This is a genomic window from Paracoccus aminovorans (genome assembly GCF_900005615.1).
Classification (GTDB): Bacteria; Pseudomonadota; Alphaproteobacteria; order Rhodobacterales; family Rhodobacteraceae; genus Paracoccus; species Paracoccus aminovorans.
Genome location: NZ_LN832559.1, coordinates 619,437 through 645,342 on the forward strand (window position 1 = coordinate 619,437; position 25,906 = coordinate 645,342).

Here is a 25,906-nt window from a genome sequence, read left to right on the forward strand (position 1 = left end):
GGCGTCTCCTCAGCGGCGGAACTCGGGGGTCTTCGGCCCCGAGAAGATCTGCGAGGGGTTGCGCCGCAGGGCCGAGACCAGCTCGTTCACATTGCCCACCAGCCCGCGCAGATCACTGGCCATGCGGGTGATTTGCGGCAGCCCCTCGCGGGTGAAAGCCTGCACCGGGGCGCGGGCGCTGTCCAGCATTCCGCGCAGGCTGGCAAAGGCGGCATCGGCGCTGTCCGCAGCATCGCGCAGCCGCGCGGTGATCTGGGGCAGGTCGTCCACCACGCGGTCGATGGCCTCGTTCGCCTTGGCCAGCGTGGCGCGCAGGTCGGTGACCACCGGCTCGACATTGCTGTTCATCACCCGGTCGGCGCTGTCGAAGGCGCGCTCGGCCGAGGCCAGCGTCCGTTGCCCCATCTCCAGCGCCGCATCCAGGCCGTCCAGGCTCTTGTCGGTGCGCTCGGCCAGCCGGGCCAGGTCGGCCTGCAGGGCCGTGGCGGTCTGGTCCAGCCGCTGCGTCAGCCCGCGCAGGTCGCCCGAAACATAGTCGCGCAGCTCGTCCAGCGTCGCCGTGCCCGAATCCAGCGCCGCATCGGCCTTGCCGGCGGTTTCGTCGAACTTGGCCAGCGCGGTGTCTGCATTCCCGAGCGTGGTCTGGGCCGCGGCGCTGAGCCCGTCCAGCCTTTCGCCGAAGGCCGAGATGTCCCCGGCCGCCGAGGCGATGGAATCGGTGGCCTTGGTCACATCCGCCAGCGCCTTGTCCAGATTCGCGCTGGAGCGTTCGACATTGTCGAGGATGTTGCGCACCCGGCTCTGGTTCTCTTTGCCCAGCAGCTGGGTCATCTGCTCGGCCACGGTGTTCAGCCGCGAGATCATCTCGGGCCCCTGGTCCGACAGCGTCTGCAGGGCCGAGCGGTTGGCGGCAATGACCGGGATGCCGTCGGGCTGGGCCTCGCGCAGCAGCGGCGCGTCGGGCGTGCCGGCGGTGATCGCGACATTCGAGACGCCGGTGACGCCCTGGATCTCGATCGAGGCGCGGGAATCGGTCTTGACCGGCGTGTCCTCGGCAAGTTCGACCCGCACCCGCACGGCGCCGTTCGCGCCGCTGGCCAGCTGCATGTCCACGACCTTGCCGACCGCAAGCCCGGCAAAGGCCACCTCGGACGAGATGGCCAGGCCCGAGACCTCGGGGAAATAGATGTCGTAATAGGCGAATTGCCGGTTGATCTGGATCTTGGCGAACCACATCAGGAACAGAAGCAGCCCCAGGAAGCCCGCGATGGTGAAGGCGCCGATCAGGACGTAATTGGCCTTGGTCTCCATGGGCTACTCCTTGCTCCGGCCGGTGGCGATGGCGGCGCGGGCGCGGGGCCCGTGGAAATATTCATGCACCCAAGGGTGATCCACCTTCAGCATTTCGGCCATGGTGCCGGTGACCAGCACCCGCTTTTCGGCCAGGACCGCGACGCGGTCGCAACAGGCGTGCAGCGTATCCAGGTCATGCGTAACCAGAAACACCGACAGGTCCATCGCATCGCGCAATTCCACGATCAGCCGGTCGAAGGCGTCGGCGCCGATGGGGTCCAGCCCCGCGGTCGGTTCGTCCAGAAAGACGATCTCGGGGTCCAGCGCCAGCGCCCGCGCCAACCCCGCGCGCTTTCTCATGCCCCCCGACAGGTCCGAGGGGTATTTGTCGTTCGCGTTCCAGGGCAGCCCGGCCATCGAGACCTTCAGTTCCGCCAGCCCGGCCCGCGTCTCGGGCGAAAGCCCCGGCACCGCCCGCAGCGGCACCTCGACATTCTCGCGCACGGTCAGCGAGGAAAACAGCGCCCCGCCCTGGAACATCACGCCCCAGCGCCGCTCCAGCGCCTCGCGCGCGGCGCCGTGCAGCGCGGTCACGTCCTGGCCGAACACCCGCACCGTGCCGGCGGCGGGCGGGTTCAGCCCGACGATGGTGCGCAGAAGCACCGATTTCCCGGTGCCCGAGCCGCCGACCACGCCCAGGATCTCGCCCCGCCGCAGGTCTAGGTCCAGCCCGTCATGGACGACATGGCTGCCGAATTGCGTGCGCAGGCCCCGGACCTCGATCAGGTTCTCGCTCACAACCCGACCTCCGAGAAGAAGATCGAGAACAGCGCATCGGCGACGATCACCGCGAAAATGGCGTTGACCACGGCGGTCGAGGTCTCGGCGCCCAGCGATTCCGCATCCTTGCCGACCTTCATCCCGGCATGGCAGCCGATGATGCCGATGATGACGGCAAAGACCGGCGCTTTGGACAGGCCGACGATGACATGGTCGACGCTGGTTTCCGCGATCAGCCGATAGCGGAACATCGAGGGCGAGATGCCCAGTTCCACCCAGGACATCAGCGCCCCGCCGACCAGCCCGGCGACATTGGCGATCAGCCCCAGGATCGGCAGGGTGATGATCAGCGCCAGCACCCGCGGCAGCACCAGCACCATGTCGGGATCCAGGCCCAGCGTCCGCATGGCGTCGATTTCCTCGTTCATCTTCATCGAGCCGATGGACGCCGTCAGCGCCGAGGCGGTGCGGCCGGCGACGATGATCGCCGTCAACAGGATGCCCAGTTCCCGCAGGATGGAAATGGCGATCAGGTCGATGACGAAGATCTCGGCCCCGAACTGGCGCAGTTGCGCCGCGCCCTGAAAGGCCAGCACCACGCCGATCAGGAAGGACATCAGCGCCACGATGGGCACGGCGCGCAGCCCGGTTTCCTGGCAGTGATAGACCAGCGAGGTCAGGCGGAAATCGCCGGGATGGCGGATGCCGCGCGCCAGCGCCGCCAGGAAGCGGCCCAGATATTCCGCCAGTTCGCGCAGAAAGACCAGCGCCGAGACCACCCAGCGTCCCGTCGCCTCGAACAGGCGGCGCCAGCCGGCGGCGGCGGCGGGCTCGGGGTCGGGCTGCGGCCGGGCCTTGGTCACGCTGTCCAGCAACCGGGCCTGCGCCTCGGTCAGCCCGTCCAGCCTGGCGCCGGATCCGGCCCGATTCGACAGATACCAGGCGCCGGCGGTGTCGAGCCGGGTCAGGCCCGACAGCTCCAGCCGCGTCGCCGCCGCGGCCCCGTCCGGCAGCCGGCCCAGCGTCCAGACGGTCAGCTCGCCTTCCAGCCGCAGCTGGCCGTCCTGGACGGTCGCGCTGAGCTTCGGGGTGACGGCAGGGCTGGGCATGGCAGTCCTAACGGGAAAAGGATACGGATTTCATCCGGCTATTGCCGGGTTTTGTCAAACCCGGCGCGACGGGCACCGCGCGGCGCCTCTTGAATGTCTCGTATGGCAGGCAAAAGTTTACGTTTATTTTCAGGTTGTTCTCATTGACTGAAATGCACGCTTTGGTTTAATTGATCATATGCCAGAGCAGAAATCCTCGGGATCCGCGTAAAGAGTGCACCCGTAGAAGGTGATCCCGAGGAGGACCGCTCATCCCTGCGGCCCCCGCATCATCCGCAGCGGCTCGGTCCGGGCCAGGCGCAGCACATGGGACATGAAGGGCTGTTGCAGGTCCTCGCTGCGCAGCGCGGCGTAAAGCCGGCGCAACATGCCCTGCCGGCCCAGCGGCAGCAGTGCCAGTTCCGGATTCGCGGCCTGGCCGCGCAGCACCCAGTCCGGCATCACCGCCACCCCCCGCCCCGAGGCGATCAGCATCAGCGCGATGGCCGTCTGCTCGACCTGCCGCACATGCGCCGGCTCTACCCCGGCCGGGTCCAGGAATTGCGAGAATACGTCTAGCCGCGCCCGGTCCATCGGATAGGTGATCAGCGTTTCGCCGGCCAGGTCCTCCGCCTCGGCGAAACCCTTGGCGGCCAGCGGATGGCCGGCCGCGACCGCCATCGTCGGGGCATAGTCGAACAGCGGCTGGAAGGTGACGCCGGCAATCTCTTCCGGGTCGGAAGAGATCACCATGTCCACCTGCCCGCGTTGCAGCGCCGGCAGCGCCTTCAGCGACAGGCTGGAGCGGATGTCCAGGTCGACCTCGGGCCAGGCGCGGCGGAACTGGTCCAGCACCGGCAGCAGCCAGTCGTAGCAATGGTGGCATTCCATCGCCACATGCAGCCGGCCGGCGCGGCCCAGCTCGACGGCGCGGAATTCGGCCTCGGCGGCGTCGATCATCGGCAGCACCTGCTCGGCGGTGCGCAACAGCCGCATCCCGGCACCCGACAGGCGCAAGGGCTTGGTCTTGCGCAGGAACAGCTCGACCCCGGCCTGCTCTTCCAGCGCCTTGATCTGGTGCGACAGCGCCGATTGCGTCAGGTTCAGCACCTCGGCCGCGCGCGCGAGCCCGCCCTGTTCGTGGATGGCGCGCAGGCTGCGCAGGTGGCGAAGTTCCAGATGCATCTTGAACGGCTCTCATCACGATCTTGAGGATTATGAATTTGTCTCACGTCGCGGGCCATGTCACAAGTCTTGCGACAAAAGGATGATGCCATGACGACGCCTGCGATCAGCTTCGAGTTCTTCCCACCCAAGACCCTGGAACAGTCGTTCCGGCTGTGGGAGACCGCCCGCGCCCTGGCGCCGCTGGGTCCCGATTTCGTGTCGGTCACCTATGGCGCCGGCGGCACCACCCGCCAGCTGACCCACGACGCGGTGACGGCGCTGGCCGGCCATTACGGGCTGAACGTCGCCGCGCACCTGACCTGCGTGGACGCCACGTGCGAGGAAACCCTGCAGATCGTCGCCGATTACGCGGCCGCCGGCGTGCACGAGATCGTCGCCCTGCGCGGCGACGCGCCCCAGGGGCACGAGCGTTTCACCGCCCATCCCAAGGGTTTCGCCAGCTCGGTCGAGCTGATCGAGGCCATCGCCGCGCGCGGCGACATGACCATCCGTTGCGGCGCCTATCCCGAGCCGCACCCCGAAAGCGCCGACACCGCCGCCGACGTGGCCTGGCTGAAGCGCAAGGTCGATGCCGGGGCCACCTCGGCGATGACGCAGTTCTTCTTCGACGCCGACACCTTCTTCCGCTTCCGCGACGCCTGCGCGGCGGCCGGGGTCGCGGCGCCGATCATCCCCGGCATCCTGCCGATCCAGAGCTGGGCCGGCACCCGCCGCTTCGCCGAGCGCTGCGGCACATCGGTCCCGCAATGGGCCGAGGCGGCCTTTGCCGCCGCCGGCCCGCAGGGCGAGGCCGATCTGGCGCAGGAGATCTGCGTCAAGCTGTGCGAGCAACTGGTCGCGGGCGGCGTGGACCGGCTGCATTTCTACACGCTGAACAAGCCCGACCTGGTGCTGAAGGTCTGCGCAGGCCTGGGCATCCATCCGAAGGGCGAATTCTCGCGCGTGGCGTGAAGGCCTGACAAGGGCTCCGCAGGTCGCAGCGACAGAGCGGCCCTCGCAGGGCACCTTCCAGCAAGGCAAGACCCCGGCCGGTTCGCGGGGGGCATTGTCTGCGACTTTGTCCGACATCCTGCCTGCTGCCCTCCTGTCTCGGACAGGCGACATGCCGACGAAATGCACCCGCTCGCGGCCCAGAGACAACCGGTCGCTCTTGCCGACGGTTGCCGCGGCTTGCCGACGGGTCGCGGCGATCGGGGTGTCCGTTCGGGCTTCTCCTGCGACCGTGGTGGCGCGTTGGATGAAACGACGATGCGGGCGCGCTCCGGGGCGCCTTGTCCATTTGCCGGTCAGCTGTGTCGGACCAGAGGCGGACGGAGCACAGATGCAAGCGTTATGGCCCCACCGCTGCTGGCAGAGCGGCCTCACGCGGGTGCGCCAGACGTCCTTGCGCGGCCTCGCCTCATCCCGGATTCCTGGGGCAGGATCGGCGAAGTTTGCGAAAAACCGAAATGCACCTCGCCGAACCTTGGAAATGCCGGCATTGCCGGGATTAGCCGTCAGGTTGGGGCGACCCGGGGGACGCCAATTCGGATTGTTCCGGCACCGGTGCCGCGGTTCGGCGGGCGAAGCGGCGGCGGCGGCGGTGCGGCCGTTCCGGCGCCGCCTCGGCCAGCGCGCCGGTCAGCAGCGCGGGTCCGGGGTAGGGACGGGGCACCGAGGGATGCAGCGCCTCGGACGGATCGCCGCCGGCAAGGCGCGGCGCCCGCGCCAGGAACGCCTTGCCCCAGCTGCGCCAGGACCCGACCGAAGGCGCCGTCGGGTCGCAGGGGAAATGCTCGGTCCAGCCCTCGGGCAGCGGCAGGCCGAAGGTTTCGGCCCGCGACATCATCCAGACCAGCGGGATATTCGCCAGCGGCCGGGCATATTCCAGTCCGGACAGCTGGCCGCCGATGTCGGGGTGGCAGCCCCGGAACCACATCTGCTCGATCCGGCCCGGCCGCGATTCGCTGTCCCAGATCAGCGGCTGGAATGCGGCCCGGGTCTCGTCCAGGGCCAGCGCCTGCACGCCATGTTCGACATGGATGCCCAGATGCTCGTCATGGAAGCGAAAGCGCGGCTCGGTCAGCATCCACAAGAGCGGCAGCCGGATTCCCAGCGCCATGACGGTGTCGAAAACCCCGATCATGCGGATCGGCACGAAGGGATGGCACAGCGCCGGATCCAGCTGCTCGACCCCCAGATCGGCGCCGTTGCGGTAAAGCTGCCAGGCCTGCTGGATGTTCTGCGGCGTGGCATGGGCATGGGTCAGCAGCCCGACCCGCCCGATCATCCCGGCGAGCGAGCGCGCGGCGAAGGCGCCCCGCGAATAGCCGAAGAAGAACAGCGGATCGCCCGGCCGCCATTCCCGGGCCAGCCAGGCATAGGCCTCGCAGATATGCCGTTCCAGCGTGGCGCCCATGGTCAGCTCGGGCAGGGTGCGCCAGGCGTCCCATTGCTGGCCGGGCGCGTAATGCAGCCGCACCGGCGCTGGCAGCGGCCCGATCATGCCCGAGAGCATGGCGTGGATGCGCGCGATCGAGGATCGCCGCCCCTGGGTCAGCGAGGCGAAGGTGCCGTCCATCAGGACGATATGACACAGGGGCGGACGAGACGATTCCATGGGGCGACGCTAGCATGGAACCGCGAACACAGCGTTAATGCTATTCCAGCGCGTTCACGGTCATGTGTGCCATCAGCCCGAAGCCGTTGAAACGGGTGTTGGTGACGGTGGAATAGGCGCCGGCGCCGTGGAAGATGACATAGTCGCCTTCCCGGATATCGCCCGGCAGCGGCAGCTCGCCCGGCAGCCGGTCCACCGAATCGCAGGTCGGGCCGAAGATGATGCGCGGTTGCGTTTCGCCCTCGCGCGCGGTGCCGTCTGGCGCCAGCACCTGCAGCCGGTCGAGGTTGCCGACGATGGGCAGTTCGAACAGCCCGCCATAGACGCCGTCGTTCAGGAACACGTTCTGGCCGTCGCGCACCGCCTTGACCCGGGTGATCAGCGAAAACGCGTCGGCGCAAAGCCCGCGCCCCGGCTCGCAGACCAGCGCGGGGGCCGCGTCGCCGAAAGCCTCGTCGGTGACGCGGCGGATCAGGGCAAAGATCGCGGCCAGATCCGGCTCGACCCCGGTCACGCGATGCGAGGGGAAGCCGCCGCCGACGTTCAGCCGCCGGGCGCGCACGCCCGCCATGTCGCAGATCTCGCGCGCGGTGGTGATATAGCTTTCCCAGGCATGCGGGTCGGTGCATTGCGTGCCGGGGTGGAAGGTCAGCGAGGGCACATAGCCGCGATCCGCCACCGCGCGCAGCAACTCCGCCGCCAGCTCCGGCGAGGCGCCGAACTTCGAGCCGAAGTCATAGGCCGCGCCCAGCACCGGCAGCTTGAATCGCGGCGAGATCTCGCAGCCCTCGGCGGGCACCTGGGCAAAAAGCTTGTCCAGCTCGGATCGGCTGTCCACCGACCAGGAGGTGATGCCGGAGGCGACGGCATGGGCGATCTCGGCCTGCGAGCGGACGGGGTTGTGGTAATGCCGCGCCGCATCCGGCGCCAGCCGCGCGATCAGGTCGATCTCGAAGGGCGAGGCGACGTCGAAGCCCTTGATCCCGGCGGCGTGCAGGGTGCGGACCACCGCCTCGTCGGGGTTCGACTTCACCGCATAGGTGACCAGACCCGGGAAGCCCTCGACGAAGCGCCGGGCGGTGGCGCGCAGGACCGAGGGGGCAAAGACCATCACCGGATTTTCGGGCGCCAGCGCGCGGATGATCTCGGCGGGATTGTCCCAGACGGTCTTGGGGCCACGGCCCTCGGTCAGTCCCATCGGCATGTCCTTCCTGTGCGCGTGAGGGGTGGAAACAAGTCTGCGCCCTATGGGTTCCGATTGAAGCAATGAAAAGGGTGGAAATGTCCCCGCCCATGGGTAATCTGCCGAAAGTGTCGTCATTATGACAGGTGACAGGTGGACGAGCTCGACCGGGGAATTCTGACCCATCTGGCGCAGGATGCGCGGATGTCGGTCGCGGTGCTCGCGCGCCGGCTAAAGGTGGCGCGGTCCACGGTGCAGGCGCGGCTGGAGCGGCTGGAAACCTCGGGCGCGATCGCCGGCTACACGCTGCGCCTGGGCGATTCCGCGCGCGAGCATCGCATCCGCGCCACCTGCCTCTTGACCATCGAGCCGCGCGCCCAGGCCGCGATCCTGGGCCGGCTGCGCAGCCTGCCCGAGGTCGAGCGCATCCATACCACCAGCGGCCGGGTGGACCTTTTGCTGCAACTGGCCGCCATTTCGACCAGCCAGCTGGACGATGTGCTGGACCAGATCGGCGGTCTGACCGGCGTCAAGTCCAGCGAAAGCCTGATCCACCTGTCCACCAAGCTGGATCGCGCCACCTAGCCGTGTTCCGCGCGCAACAATGTGACGATGGTATCGCCATATTTGCGCTGGTCGATGCGTTCCAGCCCCGCGACCGGGGGCGGGGGCGCCGATTCCTCCCACACCACCATGGCGCCCGGGGCGATCCAGCCGCCCGCCCGCGCCGATTCGAGCGCCCTTTCCCCCAGCCCCGACCCATAGGGTGGGTCGAGGAACACCAGCCCGTAGCCCGGGCCCCGGTTCTCGCCCAGCTTCGTCGCGTCGCGGCGCCAGACATCGGTGACGCCCATGGCGCGCGCCTTTTCGATATTGCTGCGCAGAAGGCCCCGCGCCACCACGCCGTCATCGACGAAGGCCACGCGGGCGGCGCCGCGAGACAGCGCCTCAAGCCCCAGCGCCCCGGTGCCGGCGAACAGGTCCAGCACCCGCGCGCCGGGGATCGGGTTGCCATGCGTGCCGTTGACCAGCAGGTTGAAGATCGACTCGCGCACCCGGTCGGTCGTCGGGCGCAGATGCGCCGCCGGGTCGCCCGCCCCGACCTCGGCCAGCTTCAGCCCGCGCAGGCTGCCGCCGACGATCCTCACAGCAGCGCCTTCAGGTCGGTGGCGGCGGCGACGGTCTCGGGGTCGGGCGACTTGCCGGCCTCGATCAGCCGCTTGCCGATCATATAGGCGCGGGCGTCGTTCAGCGCATCGACCGCGATCAGCCGGCCGTCGCGGTAATACCAGACCGAGCCGGGCCGCGTGACCACACGGTCATAACCCAAATTCAGCCCCGCGATCTGCAGTTTCGCGTCGAACTGGTCCGACCAGAACCAGGGTTTCGGGATATAATCCGCCCCGAGGCCCAGCATGTTCGCCGCCACCGCCTCGGCCATGTCGATGGCATTGCCGACGCTTTCCAGCCGCAGCCGTCCCCCCGGCGCAGGAAAGCTGGCGCAATCCCCCGCCGCCCAGATCGCCGGGTCCGAGGTCCGGCCCCGCGCATCGACGGCGATGCCGTTGTCGATGTCCAGCCCGGCGGCCTCGGCCAGCGCGGTTTCGGGCGCGACGCCGATGCCGCAGATCACCAGATCGGCGGGCAGCAGCCGGCCATCGGCCAGTTCCACCCCCTCGACCACCGCGTCGCCGGCGATGCGGGCGATGCCCACGCCCTCGATGATCTCGACGCCATGGCCGCGATGCAGGTCGCGGATCATCCCGGCGGTCTCGGGCGCCGCCACCCGGCCCAGGATGCGCGGCGCGGCCTCGACCAGCGTGACGTCAAGCCCCAGCTTGCGGGCCACGGCGGCCGCTTCCAGCCCGATATAGCCGCCGCCGATCACGACCAGCCGGCGACCCGCCACCAGCGCCGGTTGCAGCCCGGCGATATCGGCCAGATTGCGCACCACATGCACGCCGGGCAGGGCGCCGCCCATCGCCGCGGGCAGCCGGCGGGGCGCGGCACCCAGCGTCAGCGCCAGCGCGTCATAGGGATATTCGCCGCGATCCGTCGCCACCACGCGCCGCGCCCGGTCGATGGCCACCGCGCGCTCGCCCAGCCGAAGGGCGATGTCCTGCTCGGCCCACCAATCCGTCCCGCGCAGCGTCAGCCGGTCCAGCCCCATCTCGCCCAGCAGATAGGCCTTGGACAGGGGCGGGCGCTGATAGGGCGGCGCGGGCTCGTCGCCGATCACCGTCACCGGTCCGGCATGCCCCAGCGCCCGCAGCTTTGCCGCCAGCGCGGCCGCCGCCTGACCGGCGCCCAGGATCACGATGTTCATTCTTCGCCCTCGCTGGTTTGATTGGCGCGCGCAGCCTATAGTCGCGGCTGGAACGATGCAATTGACGGAGGAACAGCGCATGTCCATCGCAAAAGGCGACAAGCTTCCCGGCGGCCAGCTGACGAAACTGGGCGCGAACGGCCCCGAGCCGGTGGATGCCGCCGTGCTGTCCACGGGCCGCGTGGCGGTCTTTGCCGTGCCGGGCGCCTATACGCCGACCTGCACCAACGCCCATATGCCCAGCTTCGTGAAGAACGCCGACCAGTTCCGTGCCAAGGGGGTCTCGGGGATCTACTGCATCACCGTCAACGACCCCTTCGTCGCCGGACAATGGGCCAAGGACACCGGCGCGACCGGCGCGGGCATCGAGGTCCTTGCCGATGCCGACGGCAGCTTCACCCGCGCGCTGGGCATGGCGATCGAGGCCGACGGCTGGGTCAACGGCCGCTCGAAACGCTATGCCATGCTGGTGAACGACGGCACGGTCGAGGTGCTGCAGATCGAGGAATCGCCCGGCACCTGCGCGCTGTCCTCGGGCGAATCGCTCTTGGGCCTGATCTAGGGCTTCAGGCTGAACAGATCCGTAAAGGCTTGCGCGGCGGCCTTGTCGCCGTGCAGCCCGATCAGCCCGGCGCTGGCGATCGTCACCGGCCCCGGGCCATAGATCGCGGCGGCCAGCGCATTGCCGCTGCCCTCCAGCAGGAAATCGCCCTGCGGCGCGCGCATCGCCGTGACCAGCGGCGCGCCCTTGGGCGACAGGATCACCTCGAACCCCTCTTTCCCCGACAGGAAGCCCGCGTGCAGGTTCGATCCCGCCGCCCGCCCCGCATCCACCGTCGCGGAAATCGAGATCATCAGCGCCGAGATGCTGATGAACTTGCGCGGGTCGTGCCCCGGCATCAGCAGCGCCCAGCGACACAGCTCGCGCAGCACCGGATGCAGCGCGCGGCCCTGTTCGGTCAGCGCATAAAGCCCCAGCACCTCGTCATGGCTGACCACGCCGGCCTGCACCAGCTGGCCCAGCCGCTGCGTCAGCACGCTGGCGGTCACGCCCGGCAGCCCGGCGCGGATCATCTGGAAACGCTTGGGCGCGAACATCAGCTCGCGCACCACCAACAGCGCCCAGCGGTCGCCCACCAGGTTCAGCGCATGGGCGCCGAGACAGCCTTCGTCATAGCGCAGGGTTTTGCCGGTCTTGGTCATATTTTGATATTAACAGTTGCTTTTTACTACTGCAAGTGCCAGCCTTCGACTCACCGGCGCTTTTCGCGCCATCAGAGGAGGAAAAGATGACCTATTACTCCGGCTTCCTTTTGGCGGTCCCGACCGCGAACAAGCAGAAATACGTCGACATGGCGACTTCGGCTTGGCCGATGTTCAAGCGCTATGGCGCGCTGCGCATGGTCGAGACCTGGGGCGCCGACGTGCCCCATGGCAAGGTCACCGACTTCTACATGGCGACCCAGGCCAAGGAGGACGAGACCATCGTGTTTTCCTGGATCGAATGGCCCGACAAGGCCACGGCCGACTCGGGCTTCGAGCGGATGATGTCCGACCCCGAGATGCAGAGCCCGCCCGAGATGCCCTTCGACGGCATGCGGATGATCTGGGGCGGCTTCGAGCCCATCTTCGACGACAAGGCCTAAGGGGGCGGCGATGCATCACGGCAAACCCTGCTGGTTCGAGCTCGACGCCGCGCGCGGCGGGCTTCCTGCCGCAAGCGACTTCTATGGCAAGGTCTTCGGCTGGTCGGTCGCCGATTCCGGCATGCCGGATTTCACCTATCTTCTGGCCAGCCACGGCGGCGACATGGTGGCCGGGCTGATGGAGATCCCGCCCGGCGCCGACGGCATCCCGCCGAACTGGCTGATCTATCTCGACGTGGACGATTGCGACGCGGCGGCGGAAAAGATCGCGCTGCTGGGCGGCACCGTGATGAAGCCCCCGGCCGACATCCCCGGCACCGGCCGCTTCGCCGTGGCGGCCGATCCGCAGGGCGCGGTCTTCGGCATCCTGCAACCGCTGCCGATGGACCCGCAGCCCGCGCCCGAAACCGGCGCCTTCGACCAGAAGAAGGAAGGCCACGGCAACTGGATCGAGCTGATGTCCACCGATCCGGCGGCGGGCTTCGACTTCTATGCCGAATTGTTCGGCTGGACGGCGGGCGATGCCATGGACATGGGCGAGATGGGCAAATACCAGCTGTTCCGCTGGAACGGCACCGACATCGGCGGGATGATGGGTCTGGGCAATGCGCCCGTGCCCTGCTGGCTGCCCTATTTCGGCACCAACGGCGTCGAGGCGGCCATGCAGCGCATCCGCGATGCCGGCGGTGAGATCGTCAGCGGCCCGCATGAGGTGCCGGGCGGCGCCGTCATCGCCGTTGCGCGCGACCCGCAGGGCGCGCATTTCGCCGTCGTCGGCCCGCGCGAGGCCACGCCATGATCCGTGTCGCGCTGCTTTGCGCCCTTTGCGCCGCCCCGGTGGCGGCGCAAGAGGTGCAGCCCCAGGACATCCCGCAGGGGCAAAAGGACTATCACGCCGCCGAGGCCGGGACCTACAAGCTCGACCCCTATCACAGCGCGGTCATCGCCCGCGTGCCGCATATGGGCTTTTCCTACAGCGTCTTTCGCTTCGACGAGGTTTCGGGCGCGTTGACCTGGAACCCCGACGATCCGGCGGCGATGCGGCTGACGGCTGAGGTGCAGGTCGGCTCGATCTCGACCCCGGTCGAGGGCTTTGCCGAGGTGCTGAAGGGCGCCGAATACCTGAACACCGCCGCCAATCCGGTGGCGCGTTTCGTGTCGGACAGCTTTGCCCCCGAAAGCGACACCAAGGGCACGGTATCGGGCCAGTTGACGCTGATGGGCCGCACGCATCCGGCCAGCTTCGCGGTCGAGCTGGTCGGCGCCGGCAAGGGCTATACCGGGGACGAGCATGGCAATCCGGTGATCCGCAACCTGATCGGCGTCCATGCCGAGACGCAGATCGACCCGCAGGCCTATGGCATGAACGCCTTCTTCACCGCGCCGATTCCCGTGGCGATCGACGCGGAATTCGCCCGGAGCGAGTGAGCCATGTATGTGATCACGACCTATGACTGGGTGCCCGGTTTCGCCCGCGGCTATGTCCGCGACCTGCGCATCCGCTGGGCCTGCGAAGAGGCCGGCCAGCCCTATCGCATCGAGACGACCAGCGTGCGCGAAAAGACCGCGCAGCATTTCGCCCGCCAGCCCTTTGGCCAGGTGCCGATCCTGCAGGACGGCGAACTGTCGCTGTTCGAAAGCGGCGCCATCCTGCTGTATCTGGGCGAGCGGCACGAGGCGCTGCTGCCCGCCGACCCGCAGGGCCGGGCCGAGACCCAGCAATGGCTGGTCGCGGCGCTGAACACGCTGGAGCCGCCGGTGATGGCGCTGGCGCTGGCCCGCATGTTCGACCGCGACGAGCACGCGGCCGAACTGGCCCTGCCGCGGCTGGTCGCGCGGCTGGAGCAGCTGGCGCCGGTGCTGGAGCGCCGCGACTTCGTCGCCGCCGGCCGCTTCACCATCGCCGACATCATGCTGGCCGAGGTGCTGCGCATCGTCGATAGCCTGGGCGAGCTGGCCGGCCATCCGGTGCTGCTGGACTATATGCGTCGCATGACCGCCCGTCCGGCGTTCCGGCGCGCCCATGACGCGCAGCTGGCGCATTTCGAGGAGGCCGCGTGATGCTGACGCTTTATGGCCATCCGCTGTCATCCTATACCCAGAAGGTGCTGATCGCGCTGTACGAGCTGGGCACGGATTTTACCTTCCGCGAGGTGAATCTGGGCGAGGAGGCCGACCGGGCGCTGATGCGATCGGTCGAGCCGATGGGCCGGATGCCGGCGCTGCGCCAGGGCGATTTCACCCTGTCGCAAAGCTCTTTGATGATCGAATGGCTGGACCGGCACCATCCCGGGCCGCAAAGCCTGCTGGACCCGGAGCCCGATGCCTCGCTGCCGGCGCGGCAATGGGACCGGTTCCTGGATTTCCAGGTCATGCAGATGATGCAGCAGATCGTCGATGCCCGCATCTTCATGGCCGAAGGCGCCGAGGAGCGGGTGGCGCCCTTTGCGCGGGCCAAGCTGGACCTCGCCTATGCCGCGCTGGATCGGCGGCTGGACGGGCGCGACTGGATCGCGGGCGGCTTCGGCCTGGCCGATTGCGCGGCGTTTCCGGCGCTGTTCTATGCCGGCGCCGTGCATCCCTTCGCGGATCATCCGCAGCTGACCGGATATTTCGAGCGGCTGGCGGCGCGGCCCTCGATCCAGCGCGTGATCGCGGGCGCGCGGCCCTATTACGGCTGGTTCCCGTTCAAGGACGGGATTGCGGCGCGGTTTCTCTAGCGCCTCTTGGCCTTTGGCCGTGGTTTCGCTATCCCCTTGGGCAATTCAAGGGGTGACGACATGGCCATGGACAAGAACTTCGACGCCGCTTCCGCCGAGGCGCGGATCGCGGCGGAATGGGCGGCAAGCGATGCCTTCGCGGCGGGGGCGAATGCCTCGCGCGCGGAAACCTTCTCGGTCGTGATCCCGCCGCCGAACGTCACGGGCAGCCTGCATATCGGCCACGCGCTGAACAACACGCTGCAGGACATCCTGGTGCGCTGGCACCGGATGCGCGGCTTCGACACGCTGTGGCAGCCCGGCCAGGACCATGCCGGCATCGCCACGCAGATGGTGGTGGAGCGCCGGATGGCCGAGCGCCAGGAGCCCGGCCGGCGCGAGATCGGGCGCGAGGCCTTCCTGCAGAAGGTCTGGGCCTGGAAGCAGGAATCCGGCGACACCATCGTCAACCAGCTGAAACGCCTGGGCGCCAGCTGCGACTGGTCGCGCAACGCCTTCACCATGTCCGGCGCTCCCGGCGCCCCCGCGGGCGAAGAGGGCAATTTCCACGATGCCGTCATCAAGGTCTTTGTCGAGATGTTCGACAAGGGGCTGATCTATCGCGGCAAGCGGCTGGTGAACTGGGACCCGCATTTCGAGACCGCGATCTCCGACCTCGAGGTCGAGAACCGCGAGGTGCCCGGCCATATGTGGCATTTCAAATACCCGCTGGCCGGCGGCGAAACCTATGAATACATCGAGCGCGATGCCGACGGCAACGTCACCCTGCGCGAGACGCGGGACTATATCAGCATCGCCACCACCCGCCCCGAGACCATGCTGGGCGACGGCGCGGTGGCGGTCCACCCGGACGACGCCCGCTATGCGCCCATCGTCGGCAAGCTGGTGGAGATCCCGGTCGGGCCGAAGGAACATCGCCGGCTGATCCCGATCATCACCGACGAATACCCGGACCCGGATTTCGGCTCGGGCGCGGTCAAGATCACCGGCGCGCATGACTTCAACGACTATGCCGTGGCGATGCGCAACGACATTCCGCTGTATGCGCTGATGGACGGCAAGGGCGCCATGCGCGCCGACGGGCTGAGCTACGGGGAAAGCGCCGAGATCGCCACGCGGGCGGCGCGGGGCGAGGATGTGGGCGACGTCTCGAACGTGAACCTGGTCCCCGAGGAATTGCGCGGCCTGGACCGCTACGACGCCCGCAAGCGCGTGATCGCGGCGATCACCGACGAGGGGCTGGCCGTCACCTATCTGCACAAGGAAATCGACAAGGAAACCGGCGCCGAGCATCTGGAGCGCCGGCCCCTGGTCGATGCGAAGCCGATCATGCAGCCCTTCGGCGACCGGTCGGGCGTGGTGATCGAGCCGATGCTGACCGACCAGTGGTTCGTCGATACGCCGAAGATCGTCGGCCCGGCGCTGGAGGCGGTGCGCAGCGGCGCCACGCAGATCCTGCCCGAGCAGCATGAGAAGGTCTATTTCCACTGGCTCGAGAACATCGAGCCCTGGACCATCAGCCGCCAGCTGTGGTGGGGCCACCAGATCCCGGTCTGGTACGGGCTCGACCTGTCGCTGGAAGGCCAGGTCGAGGACGACCACGACGGCGCGCTGGACGAGGTCGAGATCTTCGCCCTGCTGGAAGAGGGCCTGGTCCATCGCGATGAAATCCATCGTTGCGCCGCAAGTTTCGCCGAAGTGGCGCAGAGGTTCCGCGATGCCATCGCCGCTCTGCCGCAGCCGCTGGAGATCGCCCGGGTGATCGAGGTCGCCGACCGCGAGGCCGCCGTGGACGCCTTTGCCCAGGGGCTGGCCGATTACAACCTGACGCAGGACCCGACCAGGCTGGTCTATCCGGTCTGGCGCGACCCGGACGTGCTGGACACCTGGTTCTCCTCGGGGCTGTGGCCGATCGGCACGCTGGGCTGGCCGGAAAAGACGCCGGAGCTGGCGCGCTATTTCCCGACCTCGGTGCTGGTCACGGGCTTCGACATCATCTTCTTCTGGGTGGCCCGGATGATGATGATGCAGCTGGCCGTGGTCGGGCAGGTGCCGTTCCGCACCGTCTATGTCCACGGGCTGGTGCGCGACGAAAAGGGCGCCAAGATGTCGAAGTCGAAAGGCAACGTCATCGACCCCTTGGTGCTGATCGACCAATACGGCGCCGACGCGCTGCGCTTTACCCTGACCAGCATGGCGGCGATGGGCCGCGACCCCAAGCTGGGACCGAAGCATGTCGAGGCGAACCGCAACTTCGTCACCAAGATCTGGAACGCCAGCCGCTTCGCCGAGATGAACGGGGTGCGCGGCGGCGGCGCCCGTCCGGCGCCCGCGCATGTGGTGAACCGCTGGATCATCGGCGAGGTCGCCCGCATCTGCCAGGCCACCGACGAGGCGCTGGCGGGCTTTCGCTTCAACGACGCCGCGACCGGGCTTTACGCCTTCGTCTGGGGCAAGGTCTGCGACTGGTATGTGGAATTCTCGAAACCGCTGTTCGACGGCGAATATCGCGACGAGACCCAGGCCACCATGGGCTGGGTCCTGGACCAGTGCTATACGCTGCTGCACCCGATCATGCCCTTCGTGACCGAGGAGCTTTGGGCGCTGACCGGCGACCGCGCGAAGATGCTGGTCCATGGCGACTGGCCGGACTGCGGGTCCGACCTGATCGACGCCGAGGCCGACCGGCAGATGAACTGGGTGATCGCGCTGATCGAGAACATCCGCTCGGCCCGGGCCCAGATCGGCGTGCCGGCCGGCGCGCGTCCCGACCTGATTGTGACCGAGGCCGATGCGGCCGCGCGGGCGGCGCTGGCGGCGAACGGGCCGCTGGTCGAGCGGCTGGCGCGGGTCAACCCGCCGCGTGAGGGCGCGATGGGGCCGGGCATGATCTCGGTCGCGGCGCTGGGGGCCAGTTTCGCCCTGCCGGTGGGCGAGATGATCGACGTGGCCGCCGAAACCGCGCGGCTGGAAAAGGCGGCGGCCAAGGCCGAGAAGGACGCGGCGGGCCTGCGCGGCCGACTGGCGAACCCGCGTTTCGTCGAGAATGCCGAGCCCGAGGTGATCGAAGAGACCCGCGGCAAGCTGGCGGCGCTGGACGACGACCTGGCCCGCATCCGCGCCGCCCTGGGGCAGCTGGCGGCGATGTAAGCGCGGCTTCCTTGCCCCCGCGCCGGTTGGCGCAGTCGCGGGGGGCTGGGGAACGGAAAGGCCGGACCTTGGGGTGCGGGGTGGAACACTTCGCCGAACGGATGATGCTGAAGGCACGGGCGGAAGGAAGGCTTTCGGGCTGACCCGGCGCAGGCGAGCCGCTGCCGCAGTGGCCTGGCCCCAGAAGCCAGGCCCGAAATCGGGATCGCGGCTGAGGCGGTGGTCCTGCCCGACGAGATCGTGCTGGAGAAGCGCATCGCCGCCGCGCCGCCTTGGTCAAGGTCACGGAAGGGAGGAGGCTGTGACAAAATCTGGAATTCGCGAATCCAATGAGAACCATTTCCGTCGATTCTCGCGCCAGGCAACGTTGAGTAGAAATTTCTCGCGTCAATTCGATTCCAGAAGAACAATCTTCCGAGTCACTGGCCGCCTAACCGACTTTTGACAGTCTTGGTCGAGCGCGACGCGGCGCTGGTGAGGATTGCGCATCTGGCGATGTGCCCCGCCTTCGCTGTCGAAGCGTGACGGCGGTTCGTGAGATCTTGGGGAGAGCCTTGTCGCTTTCCGTTCTTTCGCATGGTCCAGAAGTTCTCGGGACCCTTGTGATGGGCAACCTTTCCGGTCGATCAATCTCGGGGGGCGGTCACCGCGGGCGTGTCGGCAATGCCGGATGGGATCGGTGCGGAGAGAAGCGGTCGGGCGGCGGGTCGGTGTGTCCGATCGCGTTTTCCCGGCTTGCGCGCTTGCCGCTATCCTTCCCGCTCGGCGCTGAAATCGATCAGGCCGGTGGCCAGGAGGCTGCTTAAAAAGGGGCAGAAATCGATCTGGAATTGGCGAAGGTCGTCCCGAAAACGGCATGTTTCCGTCCGAATCGAAGAGGATACCCGGTGCCCGGACTAGAGTCTTCCACTCCACGGAGTTTTTCAGCGGCCAACTAAAGCGCGCGCCGGACGGCCCTGGCGATCATGGCGGGGACCTCGGCGGCAAGGCCGACCGGGGGCAGGGTCAGGCCGCCGAACGCCGCGCCGTCGAGCGCGCGGGGCAGGTCGTCGGTGACATGATCGGCCTCGGTCGCGAACAGCGGCAGGCAGAGCGTCTGCGCGGGCAGTCCGCGGGCGGCATCGGCGATGAAGGGCGCTTCCTCGATGAAGCCGCAGCGGGTGCCGGCCATCTGCGGCGCGAGGGCGGCGGCGATCCGCTGCGCGGCCTCGGAGGGCGCGCGCGAGCGGCCAGAACCGTGGGCGGCGATCAGCAGATGCGTATCCGAAAGCGCCCAGCCCTGGATCGCGGCGCTGCCAGCGATCAGGCGCAGGCAAAGCGCCGGCAAGCCCGGGTCGGCGCCGAAGGGCGGCAGGATGCGGGCGCCGGGCGCGCCGGCCAGGGCCAGGCGGCGCGGCAGTTCGCTGCGGGTGAACCAGCCCGCCGCCATGAACAGCGGATAGACCAGCGTCCCGTCGTCGGCGAGGTCCAGCGCGCCGGGCATCGCCAGCGTGGCGCCTTGGACCCGGGCGCCGGGGACGGGCACGCGGGCGGCCAGGGCCTCGACCGCCCGCTGCTGCGGGGCGGGGTCGCCGGGCTGGCCATGGGCGACGATCAGGACCTTAGGCACGGAAGGCGGCGGCGAAGGGCTCGGGGATGGCGAATTCCTGCAGCGCGCGGGCGCGGGCCTCGGCGGACATCTTGCGCGCGGTCTTGTCCACGATGCGTTGCAGCTCGTCCGGGTCGCGGCCCTCGGCGAAGGGGCCCATGTACCAGCGGATGAAGGTGAAGCAGGCTACGTCCTCCAGCGCCTGCACCTCGGGGTCGCGCTTGATCCCCTGCTTGGTCAGCATCTTTTCGGCGGCTGCGACTTCGTCCTCGCCATAGCCGGCGTCGCGCATGATGCCGCCGACGCGGGCGGCGTGGCGGCGGCCCTGTTCGGTGCGCCAGGCCAGATAGCCGGGGCGGTCCATCGGATAGGCGTCGCGGGGCAGCTGCCAGCGTTCCACATGCTGGCCGCGGCAGGCGATGCGCAGGGGCTCCGAGGCGTCGGGATAGAGCGCCTCCTGCTCGGCCGTCATGCGCTGGCCATAGAGCAGCGCTTCGGGCCGGTCCTGGGGGTCCCGGTGCGGATCGGCGGAATTGGCCTTGTCGATGGCGTCGAAAGCGGTCTGAAGGCGGGTCATGGCATCCTCTCTTTGCGCCATCATGCCGCAGCCGGGCGCGGCGTCAACGCGGATTGCCGCTGTCCGCGGCCCGGACTAGGTTGCGGGCATGGAATGGGGCGAATTCATCCTGGCGCTGGCGGCCTTCCTGGGCTCGCATGTGATCCCGGCGCGGTTCCGCGCGCCTTTGGTCGCGGCGCTGGGCCGGCGCGGCTATGTCGTCGGCTACAGCCTGCTGTCGCTGGCGCTGCTTTACTGGCTGATCCTGGCGGCGGGGCGGGCGCCCCATGTCGAGCTGTGGCCGCAATGGCCGTGGATGCGCTGGCTGGTGAACCTCGTCATGCCGGTGGCGGTGCTGGCGGCGGCGGTCGGGGGCATGGCGGGGCTGATGGCGGGCTTTGCGCTGTGGGCCTCGGCGCATCTGGTCGCGAACGGGGATCTGGCGCATGTGATCCTGTTCGGCCTGCTGTTGGCCTATGCGCTGTTCGGGCTGGCGGTCGGCCTGCGCCGGGGCGTGGCGCTGCGCTGGACCTGGTCGCGGCTGGCGGTGGCCGTGCTGGTCTGGGCGGCGCTGTTCCATCTGCATCCGCTGGTGATCGGGGTCAGCCCGCAGCCCTAGGATCGGGCGGCCTGAAGCCCTCGGGGATGCGGTCGCACCCGTCGAGGATCAGGTCGGTCAGCAGGGTGGCGCAGGCCGGCGCCATGGCGAGGCCGATCTTGAAGCCGCCATTGGCGACGTAATGGCCCGGCCGTCCGGGCCAGGGCCCGACCAGCGGCGCGCGGGACCGGGCGCGCGGGCGGATGCCGGCCCAGCTGTCCAGGACCGGTGCATCGCGCAGCGCCGGGCACAGCGCGCGGGCCTTGTCGATCAGCGCCTCCAGCTGCGCATCGGTGCCGGTATCGGCGAAGTCGCGTTCCGAGGTCGAGCCGATGGCCACCGTGCCGTCGGCATGCGGCACGATATGGACCCCGTCGGCAAAGACCTGCGGCGCCTCGGGGGCGGAAAACGCCAGCAGCGCCGACTGGCCCTTGACGCCATTGCCGCCGAAGGGCGCGAGCCCCGCCACCCCGGTCGCCCAGATCGCCGGGGCGTCGGGCGCGGCTTGCCCCTCGACGATCTCGCCGCCGCGGGCGCGGATCGCGGCGGCCAGTGCGGCGCAGGCCCGGCGCGGGCTGATCCGCGCGGTCAGCCGGTCCAGCAGCCACAGCCCCGAGGGCGAGGCGGGCACCAGCGGCCCCGGCGGCGCATCGGTCAGCGCCATCCCGGCCCAGTCGGGCCAATGCGCGCGGGCCGCGGCGATGCGCTCGGCCATGCGCGATTCGCTCCCTTCGGGCACCGGCTGCAGGCGGCCGCTGCGGGCATAGCCGGGCTCCACGCCGCCCGCTTGCGCGACCGCGGCCCACCAATCCGCCGCCGCGACCAGCGCGTCCAGCTGCACCTGCTTCTTGGCGTTCCAGTTTTCCGGCGCATGCGGGGCCAGCGCACCGACATGCCCGCCCGAGGCGCCGGCGCCGATCCGCGCCGCCTCGACCACCCGCACGCGGGCGCCGCGCCGCAGCAGTTCCCATGCGCAGGCGAGGCCGAACACCCCCGCGCCCGCCACCGTGATTTCGCTTGCCATTCCGCCGCCCCTTGCCGCATCTGCCTGCAACAGAGGAGTTAGCGCGGATGCAGCGGCCCGACCAGAGCAGCGCCGACCTGGACTGGCGCGAGGGCGCGATCCCGGTCTCGCGCCGCTTCGACGATCCCTATTTCAGCCTGAACGGCGGGCTGGACGAGACGCGCCATGTCTTTCTGGCCGGCAACGACCTGCCGGCGCGGCTGCGGCCGGGTTTCCATGTCGCCGAGCTGGGTTTCGGCACCGGGCTGAACCTGCTGGCGCTGGCGCAGGTCGCGACGGTGCCGATCCGCTTCACCAGCTTCGAGGCCTTCCCGATGAGCCCGGACGAACTGGCCCGCGCCCATGACGCCTTTCCCGAACTGGCGCCGCTGGCGGCGCAGCTGCGCGACGGCTGGCCGGGCCGGCGCCTGACCGTGGGCCTGGTCGAGGCCGAGATCGTCGATGCCGATGCCCGCCAGGCGCTGCCCGCCTGGGCCGGCCGCGCCGATGCCTGGTTCCTGGACGGATTTTCCCCGGCCAAGAACCCCGAGCTCTGGGGTGAGGCGCTGATGGCCGAGGTCGCCCGCCACACCGCGCCGGGCGGGACATTCGCCACCTATACCGCCGCGGGCCATGTGCGCCGGGCGCTGGCGGCGGCGGGGTTTCAGGTCGCGCGCGCGCCCGGTTTCGCCGGCAAGCGCCACATGAGCCGCGGGCAGCTCTGACAGGTTAACGCCTTTGAAATGGCATCGCGGCGGAAATCCGTTCGGATCCGGCAAAGCTGGTTCGGCCGGCCCGAGGCGGATTTCCGATCGCTGGCCCGGCCCGGCCCGTGTCGTCGCCCGGGCTTTTCGGCAGTCTGCTAGCGCCGGACTTGCGGGATGCGGCTGGGGGCATAATCGACCGGCGCGTGCGGCGGCCGGCCGCGGGTGCGGCTCCAGAAGGCGGGGCCGCCGCGGCGCAGGAACAGCGGCACGGCCAGCACGATCCCGGCGACGAAGCCCGCCGCATGGGCGACATAGGCCACGCCGTCATCGGCCATGATGGCCGAGGACAGCAGCTGCAGCCCGAACCAGGCCAGCAGCAGCACCCAGGCGGGAATGGTGAAGCGGCGGATGACGACGATGATGATGGCGATCACGTCGACCCGGGCGCGCGGGAACATCAGCAGATAGCCGCCCATCACCCCGGCGATGGCGCCCGAGGCGCCGACCATCGGGATGCCGCTCATCGGGTCGGCGGCGATCTGCCCCGCCGCCGCCGCCAGCCCGCAGGCGAGGTAGAAGACCAGGAAGCCGGCATGGCCCATCTGATCCTCGAGATTGTCGCCGAAGACCCACAGGAACAGCATGTTGCCGGCGATATGCATGATGCCGGCATGCAGGAACATATGCGTGACCAGCCCCCACAGCCACTGGCCGTGCATGATCGCGACCGGATACAGCGCCAGCCGGTCCCACAGCGCGACCTGCCCGCCCGCCCAGGGCATGGTGAGCAGGAACATGGCCAGGTTCAGCAGGATCAGCCCATGGGTCACATAGGGCGTGCGCTCGGAGGGATTGTGGTCGCGGATCGGGAACATGGATCCAGCCTGAAGCATCGCCGGGACGCGCGCAAGCGGCCCTGTTCGCCGTGCCGGGCGGCGTATAGCATCGGCCCCGAATCGCATCGAGGAGGGGCCGATGACCAGCCTGACCGACCGCAAGAACGCCGCCATCTCGCGCGGGGTGGGGATGACGACCCAGGTCTATGCCGACCGCGCCGAGAATGCAGAGATCTGGGACAAGGACGGCAACCGCTACATCGACTTCGCCGCCGGCATCGCCGTGGTGAATACCGGCCACCGCCACCCGCGGGTGATCGAGGCGGTCAAGGCCCAGCTCGACCGCTTCACCCATACCTGCCACCAGGTCGTGCCCTATGAAAACTACGTCGCCCTGGCCGAGCGGCTGAATGCGCTGGTGCCCGGCAAGGGACCCAAGAAGACCGCCTTCTACACCACCGGCGCCGAGGCGGTGGAAAACGCGGTCAAGATCGCCCGCCATCATACCGGCCGCGCCGGGGTGGTGGCCTTTGCCGGCGGCTTCCACGGCCGCACCTTCATGGGCATGTCGCTGACTGGCAAGGTCCAGCCCTACAAGGCCGGCTTCGGGCCGATGATGAACGACATCTGGCACCTGCCCTTCCCCAACGTCCTGTATGGCGTCACGGCCGAGGACGCGCTGGCGGCGCTGGACCGGCTGTTCAAGGCCGATATCGATCCCTCGCGCGTCGCCGCGATCATCATCGAGCCGGTGCAGGGCGAGGGCGGCTTCTACGAGGCGCCTGCGGGCTTCATTCCCCGCCTGCGGCAGATCTGCGACCAATATTCGATCCTGCTGATCGCCGACGAGGTGCAGACCGGCTTCGCCCGCACCGGCAAGCTTTTCGCGATGGAGCACCACGGCACCGCGGCCGACATCACCACCATGGCCAAGGGGCTGGGCGGCGGGCTGCCGATCAGTGCCGTCACCGGCCGGGCCGAGGTGATGGACAGCCCGGCACCCGGCGGGCTGGGCGGCACCTATGCCGGCAACCCGCTGGCGGTCGCCGCGGCCCACGCGGTTCTGGACGTGATCGAGGATGAAGGCCTCTGCGACCGCGCCACCCGGCTCGGCCAACGGCTGAAGCAGCGCCTGGCCGGCCTTGCCGAGGAGGTGCCCGAGATCGTCGACATCCGCGGCCCCGGCTTCATGAACGCAGTGGAGTTCAACGCCGCCGGCAGCGACAAGCCCAACCCCGAATTCGCCAACCGTGTCCGCGAGGAGGCGCTGAAGCGCGGCCTGATCCTGCTGACTTGCGGCGTCCACGCCAATGTGATCCGCTTCCTCGCACCGCTGACCATCCCGGACGTGGTCTTCGACGAGGCGCTGGACATGATCGAAGCCTCGATTCGCGCCGCCCGCGGCTGAACCGATACGGGTTCAACTGGCGCCGCCCGCGCCCCGGTTCGCGGCCGGTCGGGTATTTGAAAAACGGAAAGCAGACCCAGGACGGCGCCCAAGGGCGAGAGGCTGCGGCTTCTTCGTTCCTCAAATACTCAAGCGGCCGCGCCGATGAGGGCTATCCTTGGAGTATTGGGACAACAGAGAAAGCGGTCGCCCGCTGCCGGACGCACGGGTTGCACCGTTCAGATACTCCCGACGCGCGGGCGGCGGGGTCAGGCCAGCGCCTTGGACCCCATGGCCAGGAATTTCTGCCGCCGGTCCTTGACCAGTTCGGCCGGCTTCTTGCCGTCGAGTTCGGCCAGCATGGACAGGATGGCCTCGCCCACCGCGGCGATGGCTTCTGTGGGGGCGCGCTGGGCGCCGCCCAGCGGCTCGGGGATGATCTGGTCGATCACGCCCAGCTTCTTCAGGTCCTGCGCGGTCAGCTTCAGCGCGGTGGCGGCGTCGCGCATCTTTTCGGCATCCTTCCACAGGATCGAGGCACAGCCTTCGGGCGAGATCACCGAATAGATCGAATGCTCCAGCATGGCGATGCGGTTCGCGGTGGCGAAGGCCACGGCGCCGCCCGAGCCGCCCTCGCCGATGATGACCGAGACCAGCGGCACGCCGATCTGCAGGCATTTCTCGGTCGAGCGGGCGATGGCCTCGGACTGGCCGCGTTCCTCGGCGCCCTTGCCGGGATAGGCGCCGGGCGTGTCGACCAGGGTGATCACCGGCAGGCGGAAGCGGTCGGCCATGTCCATCAGCCGGATCGCCTTGCGATAGCCCTCGGGCCGGGCCATGCCGAAATTATGGGTGATGCGGGTCTTGGTGTCGTTGCCCTTTTCATGGCCGATCACCACGCAGGGCTTGTCGCGGAAGCGGGCGAGGCCGCCCATGACGGCGTGATCCTCGCCGAAGGCTCGGTCGCCGGCCAGCGGGGTGTATTCGGTGAACAGCGCCTCGACGTAATCGCGGCAATGCGGGCGTTCGGGGTGGCGGGCGACCTGGGTCTTGCGCCAGGGATCGAGCTGGCGATAGAGGTCGCGCAGCATGTCGTCGGCCTTCCTGTCCAGCGCCGCCGCCTCTTTTTCGAGATCGACGCCTTCGCCCTTGCGGGCCAGGGCGCGCAGTTCCTCGGCCTTGCCTTCCAGGTCAGCCAGAGGTTTTTCGAACTCGAGATAGGTCATTCGGGGCGCTCCGCATGGTGATCCGATCCGTC

At 68.9% G+C, this 25,906-nt stretch carries 26 protein-coding genes; 12 read left to right on the forward strand and 14 right to left on the reverse strand.

Annotated features, from left to right (window positions below; genetic code table 11):
* Window positions 1-9: 9 nt before the first annotated feature.
* The 4 genes from JCM7685_RS03135 to JCM7685_RS03150 form a co-directional block, all read right to left on the reverse strand.
* The gene (locus JCM7685_RS03135; RefSeq protein ID WP_074968092.1) at window positions 10-1,311 is read right to left on the reverse strand and encodes an MlaD family protein; all 1,302 of its coding nucleotides are present in this window, start codon (window positions 1,309-1,311) and stop codon (window positions 10-12) included.
* Window positions 1,312-1,314: 3 nt separating this feature from the next.
* Entirely contained in the window at window positions 1,315-2,091 is a 777-nt protein-coding gene (locus tag JCM7685_RS03140) for an ABC transporter ATP-binding protein (RefSeq protein WP_074968094.1), read from the reverse strand.
* On the reverse strand, window positions 2,088-3,182 hold the full coding sequence (locus JCM7685_RS03145; protein ID WP_074968096.1) for an ABC transporter permease: 1,095 nt from the start codon (window positions 3,180-3,182) through the stop codon (window positions 2,088-2,090). The genes JCM7685_RS03140 and JCM7685_RS03145 overlap by 4 nt, the downstream gene beginning before the upstream one ends.
* Window positions 3,183-3,431: 249 nt before the next feature.
* Window positions 3,432-4,346: a LysR family transcriptional regulator gene (locus tag JCM7685_RS03150; protein WP_074968097.1), complete on the reverse strand. Its 915-nt coding sequence runs from the start codon at window positions 4,344-4,346 to the stop codon at window positions 3,432-3,434.
* 90 nt (window positions 4,347-4,436) lie between these two features.
* Between JCM7685_RS03150 and metF the strand changes: the two genes are divergently transcribed.
* The gene (metF, locus tag JCM7685_RS03155) at window positions 4,437-5,300 is read left to right on the forward strand and encodes a methylenetetrahydrofolate reductase [NAD(P)H] (RefSeq protein ID WP_074968099.1); all 864 of its coding nucleotides are present in this window, start codon (window positions 4,437-4,439) and stop codon (window positions 5,298-5,300) included.
* Between the two features lie 538 nt (window positions 5,301-5,838).
* On the opposite strand, the gene JCM7685_RS03160 is transcribed toward metF, so the two are convergent.
* Both JCM7685_RS03160 and JCM7685_RS03165 read right to left on the reverse strand, forming a co-directional pair.
* Window positions 5,839-6,948: a DUF2235 domain-containing protein gene (locus JCM7685_RS03160; RefSeq protein ID WP_083412748.1), complete on the reverse strand. Its 1,110-nt coding sequence runs from the start codon at window positions 6,946-6,948 to the stop codon at window positions 5,839-5,841.
* A gap of 40 nt (window positions 6,949-6,988) precedes the next feature.
* Window positions 6,989-8,146, reverse strand: coding sequence for a type III PLP-dependent enzyme (locus JCM7685_RS03165; protein ID WP_074968103.1), 1,158 nt, complete (start codon window positions 8,144-8,146; stop codon window positions 6,989-6,991).
* 138 nt (window positions 8,147-8,284) lie between these two features.
* On the opposite strand from JCM7685_RS03165, the gene JCM7685_RS03170 reads away from it, so the two are divergent.
* Window positions 8,285-8,716 (forward strand): Lrp/AsnC family transcriptional regulator, encoded by a 432-nt coding sequence (locus tag JCM7685_RS03170; protein ID WP_074968106.1) that lies wholly within the window; start codon window positions 8,285-8,287, stop codon window positions 8,714-8,716.
* On the opposite strand, the gene rsmD is transcribed toward JCM7685_RS03170, so the two are convergent.
* Together rsmD and JCM7685_RS03180 are read right to left on the reverse strand one after the other, a co-directional pair.
* Entirely contained in the window at window positions 8,713-9,279 is a 567-nt protein-coding gene (gene rsmD, locus JCM7685_RS03175) for a 16S rRNA (guanine(966)-N(2))-methyltransferase RsmD (RefSeq protein WP_074968108.1), read from the reverse strand. The two genes, JCM7685_RS03170 and rsmD, sit on opposite strands and share 4 nt — an antisense overlap.
* Window positions 9,276-10,457: an NAD(P)/FAD-dependent oxidoreductase gene (locus tag JCM7685_RS03180; RefSeq protein ID WP_074968110.1), complete on the reverse strand. Its 1,182-nt coding sequence runs from the start codon at window positions 10,455-10,457 to the stop codon at window positions 9,276-9,278. Before JCM7685_RS03180 ends, rsmD begins: the two co-directional genes overlap by 4 nt.
* Before the next feature lie 79 nt (window positions 10,458-10,536).
* On the opposite strand from JCM7685_RS03180, the gene JCM7685_RS03185 reads away from it, so the two are divergent.
* Entirely contained in the window at window positions 10,537-11,019 is a 483-nt protein-coding gene (locus tag JCM7685_RS03185) for a peroxiredoxin (protein WP_074968112.1), read from the forward strand.
* Here the strand turns inward: JCM7685_RS03185 and JCM7685_RS03190 are convergent.
* Entirely contained in the window at window positions 11,016-11,660 is a 645-nt protein-coding gene (locus tag JCM7685_RS03190; protein WP_074968114.1) for a winged helix-turn-helix transcriptional regulator, read from the reverse strand. The two genes, JCM7685_RS03185 and JCM7685_RS03190, sit on opposite strands and share 4 nt — an antisense overlap.
* 86 nt (window positions 11,661-11,746) lie before the next feature.
* Here JCM7685_RS03190 and JCM7685_RS03195 point away from each other — a divergent pair, with 86 nt between their 5' ends.
* Genes JCM7685_RS03195 through JCM7685_RS03220 form a run of 6 tightly spaced genes read left to right on the forward strand, consistent with a single transcriptional unit; the run spans window position 11,747 to window position 17,973 of the window.
* Window positions 11,747-12,103, forward strand: coding sequence for a DUF1428 domain-containing protein (locus JCM7685_RS03195; protein WP_074968117.1), 357 nt, complete (start codon window positions 11,747-11,749; stop codon window positions 12,101-12,103).
* A 10-nt stretch (window positions 12,104-12,113) separates the two neighbouring features.
* Complete coding sequence (locus tag JCM7685_RS03200; RefSeq protein ID WP_074968119.1) at window positions 12,114-12,902, forward strand: VOC family protein; 789 nt, start codon at window positions 12,114-12,116, stop codon at window positions 12,900-12,902.
* The gene (locus JCM7685_RS03205) at window positions 12,899-13,531 is read left to right on the forward strand and encodes a YceI family protein (RefSeq protein ID WP_074968121.1); all 633 of its coding nucleotides are present in this window, start codon (window positions 12,899-12,901) and stop codon (window positions 13,529-13,531) included. The genes JCM7685_RS03200 and JCM7685_RS03205 overlap by 4 nt, the downstream gene beginning before the upstream one ends.
* A 3-nt stretch (window positions 13,532-13,534) precedes the next feature.
* Window positions 13,535-14,164 (forward strand): glutathione S-transferase family protein, encoded by a 630-nt coding sequence (locus JCM7685_RS03210; RefSeq protein ID WP_074968123.1) that lies wholly within the window; start codon window positions 13,535-13,537, stop codon window positions 14,162-14,164.
* Window positions 14,164-14,823 carry a glutathione S-transferase family protein gene (locus JCM7685_RS03215; RefSeq protein WP_100526024.1) on the forward strand — a complete coding sequence of 220 codons (660 nt, stop codon included), beginning with the start codon at window positions 14,164-14,166 and terminating at the stop codon, window positions 14,821-14,823. The genes JCM7685_RS03210 and JCM7685_RS03215 overlap by 1 nt, the downstream gene beginning before the upstream one ends.
* Window positions 14,824-14,883: 60 nt before the next feature.
* Complete coding sequence (locus tag JCM7685_RS03220) at window positions 14,884-17,973, forward strand: valine--tRNA ligase (RefSeq protein ID WP_074968127.1); 3,090 nt, start codon at window positions 14,884-14,886, stop codon at window positions 17,971-17,973.
* 934 nt (window positions 17,974-18,907) lie between these two features.
* Here the strand turns inward: JCM7685_RS03220 and JCM7685_RS03225 are convergent.
* Together JCM7685_RS03225 and JCM7685_RS03230 are read right to left on the reverse strand one after the other, a co-directional pair.
* Window positions 18,908-19,582 (reverse strand): sirohydrochlorin chelatase, encoded by a 675-nt coding sequence (locus JCM7685_RS03225; protein WP_074968129.1) that lies wholly within the window; start codon window positions 19,580-19,582, stop codon window positions 18,908-18,910.
* Window positions 19,575-20,138 (reverse strand): DUF4202 domain-containing protein, encoded by a 564-nt coding sequence (locus JCM7685_RS03230; protein ID WP_074968131.1) that lies wholly within the window; start codon window positions 20,136-20,138, stop codon window positions 19,575-19,577. Before JCM7685_RS03230 ends, JCM7685_RS03225 begins: the two co-directional genes overlap by 8 nt.
* An 88-nt stretch (window positions 20,139-20,226) precedes the next feature.
* Between JCM7685_RS03230 and JCM7685_RS03235 the strand changes: the two genes are divergently transcribed.
* The gene (locus tag JCM7685_RS03235) at window positions 20,227-20,736 is read left to right on the forward strand and encodes an NnrU family protein (protein ID WP_074968133.1); all 510 of its coding nucleotides are present in this window, start codon (window positions 20,227-20,229) and stop codon (window positions 20,734-20,736) included.
* Here JCM7685_RS03235 and JCM7685_RS03240 read toward each other — a convergent pair.
* The gene (locus tag JCM7685_RS03240; RefSeq protein WP_074968135.1) at window positions 20,720-21,739 is read right to left on the reverse strand and encodes an NAD(P)/FAD-dependent oxidoreductase; all 1,020 of its coding nucleotides are present in this window, start codon (window positions 21,737-21,739) and stop codon (window positions 20,720-20,722) included. The two genes, JCM7685_RS03235 and JCM7685_RS03240, sit on opposite strands and share 17 nt — an antisense overlap.
* 47 nt (window positions 21,740-21,786) lie before the next feature.
* Here JCM7685_RS03240 and mnmD point away from each other — a divergent pair, with 47 nt between their 5' ends.
* Window positions 21,787-22,443 carry a tRNA (5-methylaminomethyl-2-thiouridine)(34)-methyltransferase MnmD gene (gene mnmD / locus JCM7685_RS03245; protein WP_074968137.1) on the forward strand — a complete coding sequence of 219 codons (657 nt, stop codon included), beginning with the start codon at window positions 21,787-21,789 and terminating at the stop codon, window positions 22,441-22,443.
* Between the two features lie 137 nt (window positions 22,444-22,580).
* Here mnmD and JCM7685_RS03250 read toward each other — a convergent pair whose 3' ends face one another.
* On the reverse strand, window positions 22,581-23,300 hold the full coding sequence (locus tag JCM7685_RS03250) for a rhomboid family intramembrane serine protease (RefSeq protein ID WP_074968139.1): 720 nt from the start codon (window positions 23,298-23,300) through the stop codon (window positions 22,581-22,583).
* A 100-nt stretch (window positions 23,301-23,400) separates the two neighbouring features.
* Here JCM7685_RS03250 and JCM7685_RS03255 point away from each other — a divergent pair, with 100 nt between their 5' ends.
* Window positions 23,401-24,669, forward strand: a complete 1,269-nt coding sequence (locus tag JCM7685_RS03255; RefSeq protein ID WP_074968142.1) for a 4-aminobutyrate--2-oxoglutarate transaminase — start codon at window positions 23,401-23,403, stop codon at window positions 24,667-24,669.
* Window positions 24,670-24,917: 248 nt separating this feature from the next.
* Here JCM7685_RS03255 and JCM7685_RS03260 read toward each other — a convergent pair whose 3' ends face one another.
* Entirely contained in the window at window positions 24,918-25,874 is a 957-nt protein-coding gene (locus tag JCM7685_RS03260; protein WP_074968144.1) for an acetyl-CoA carboxylase carboxyltransferase subunit alpha, read from the reverse strand.
* Window positions 25,875-25,906: the final 32 nt, after the last annotated feature.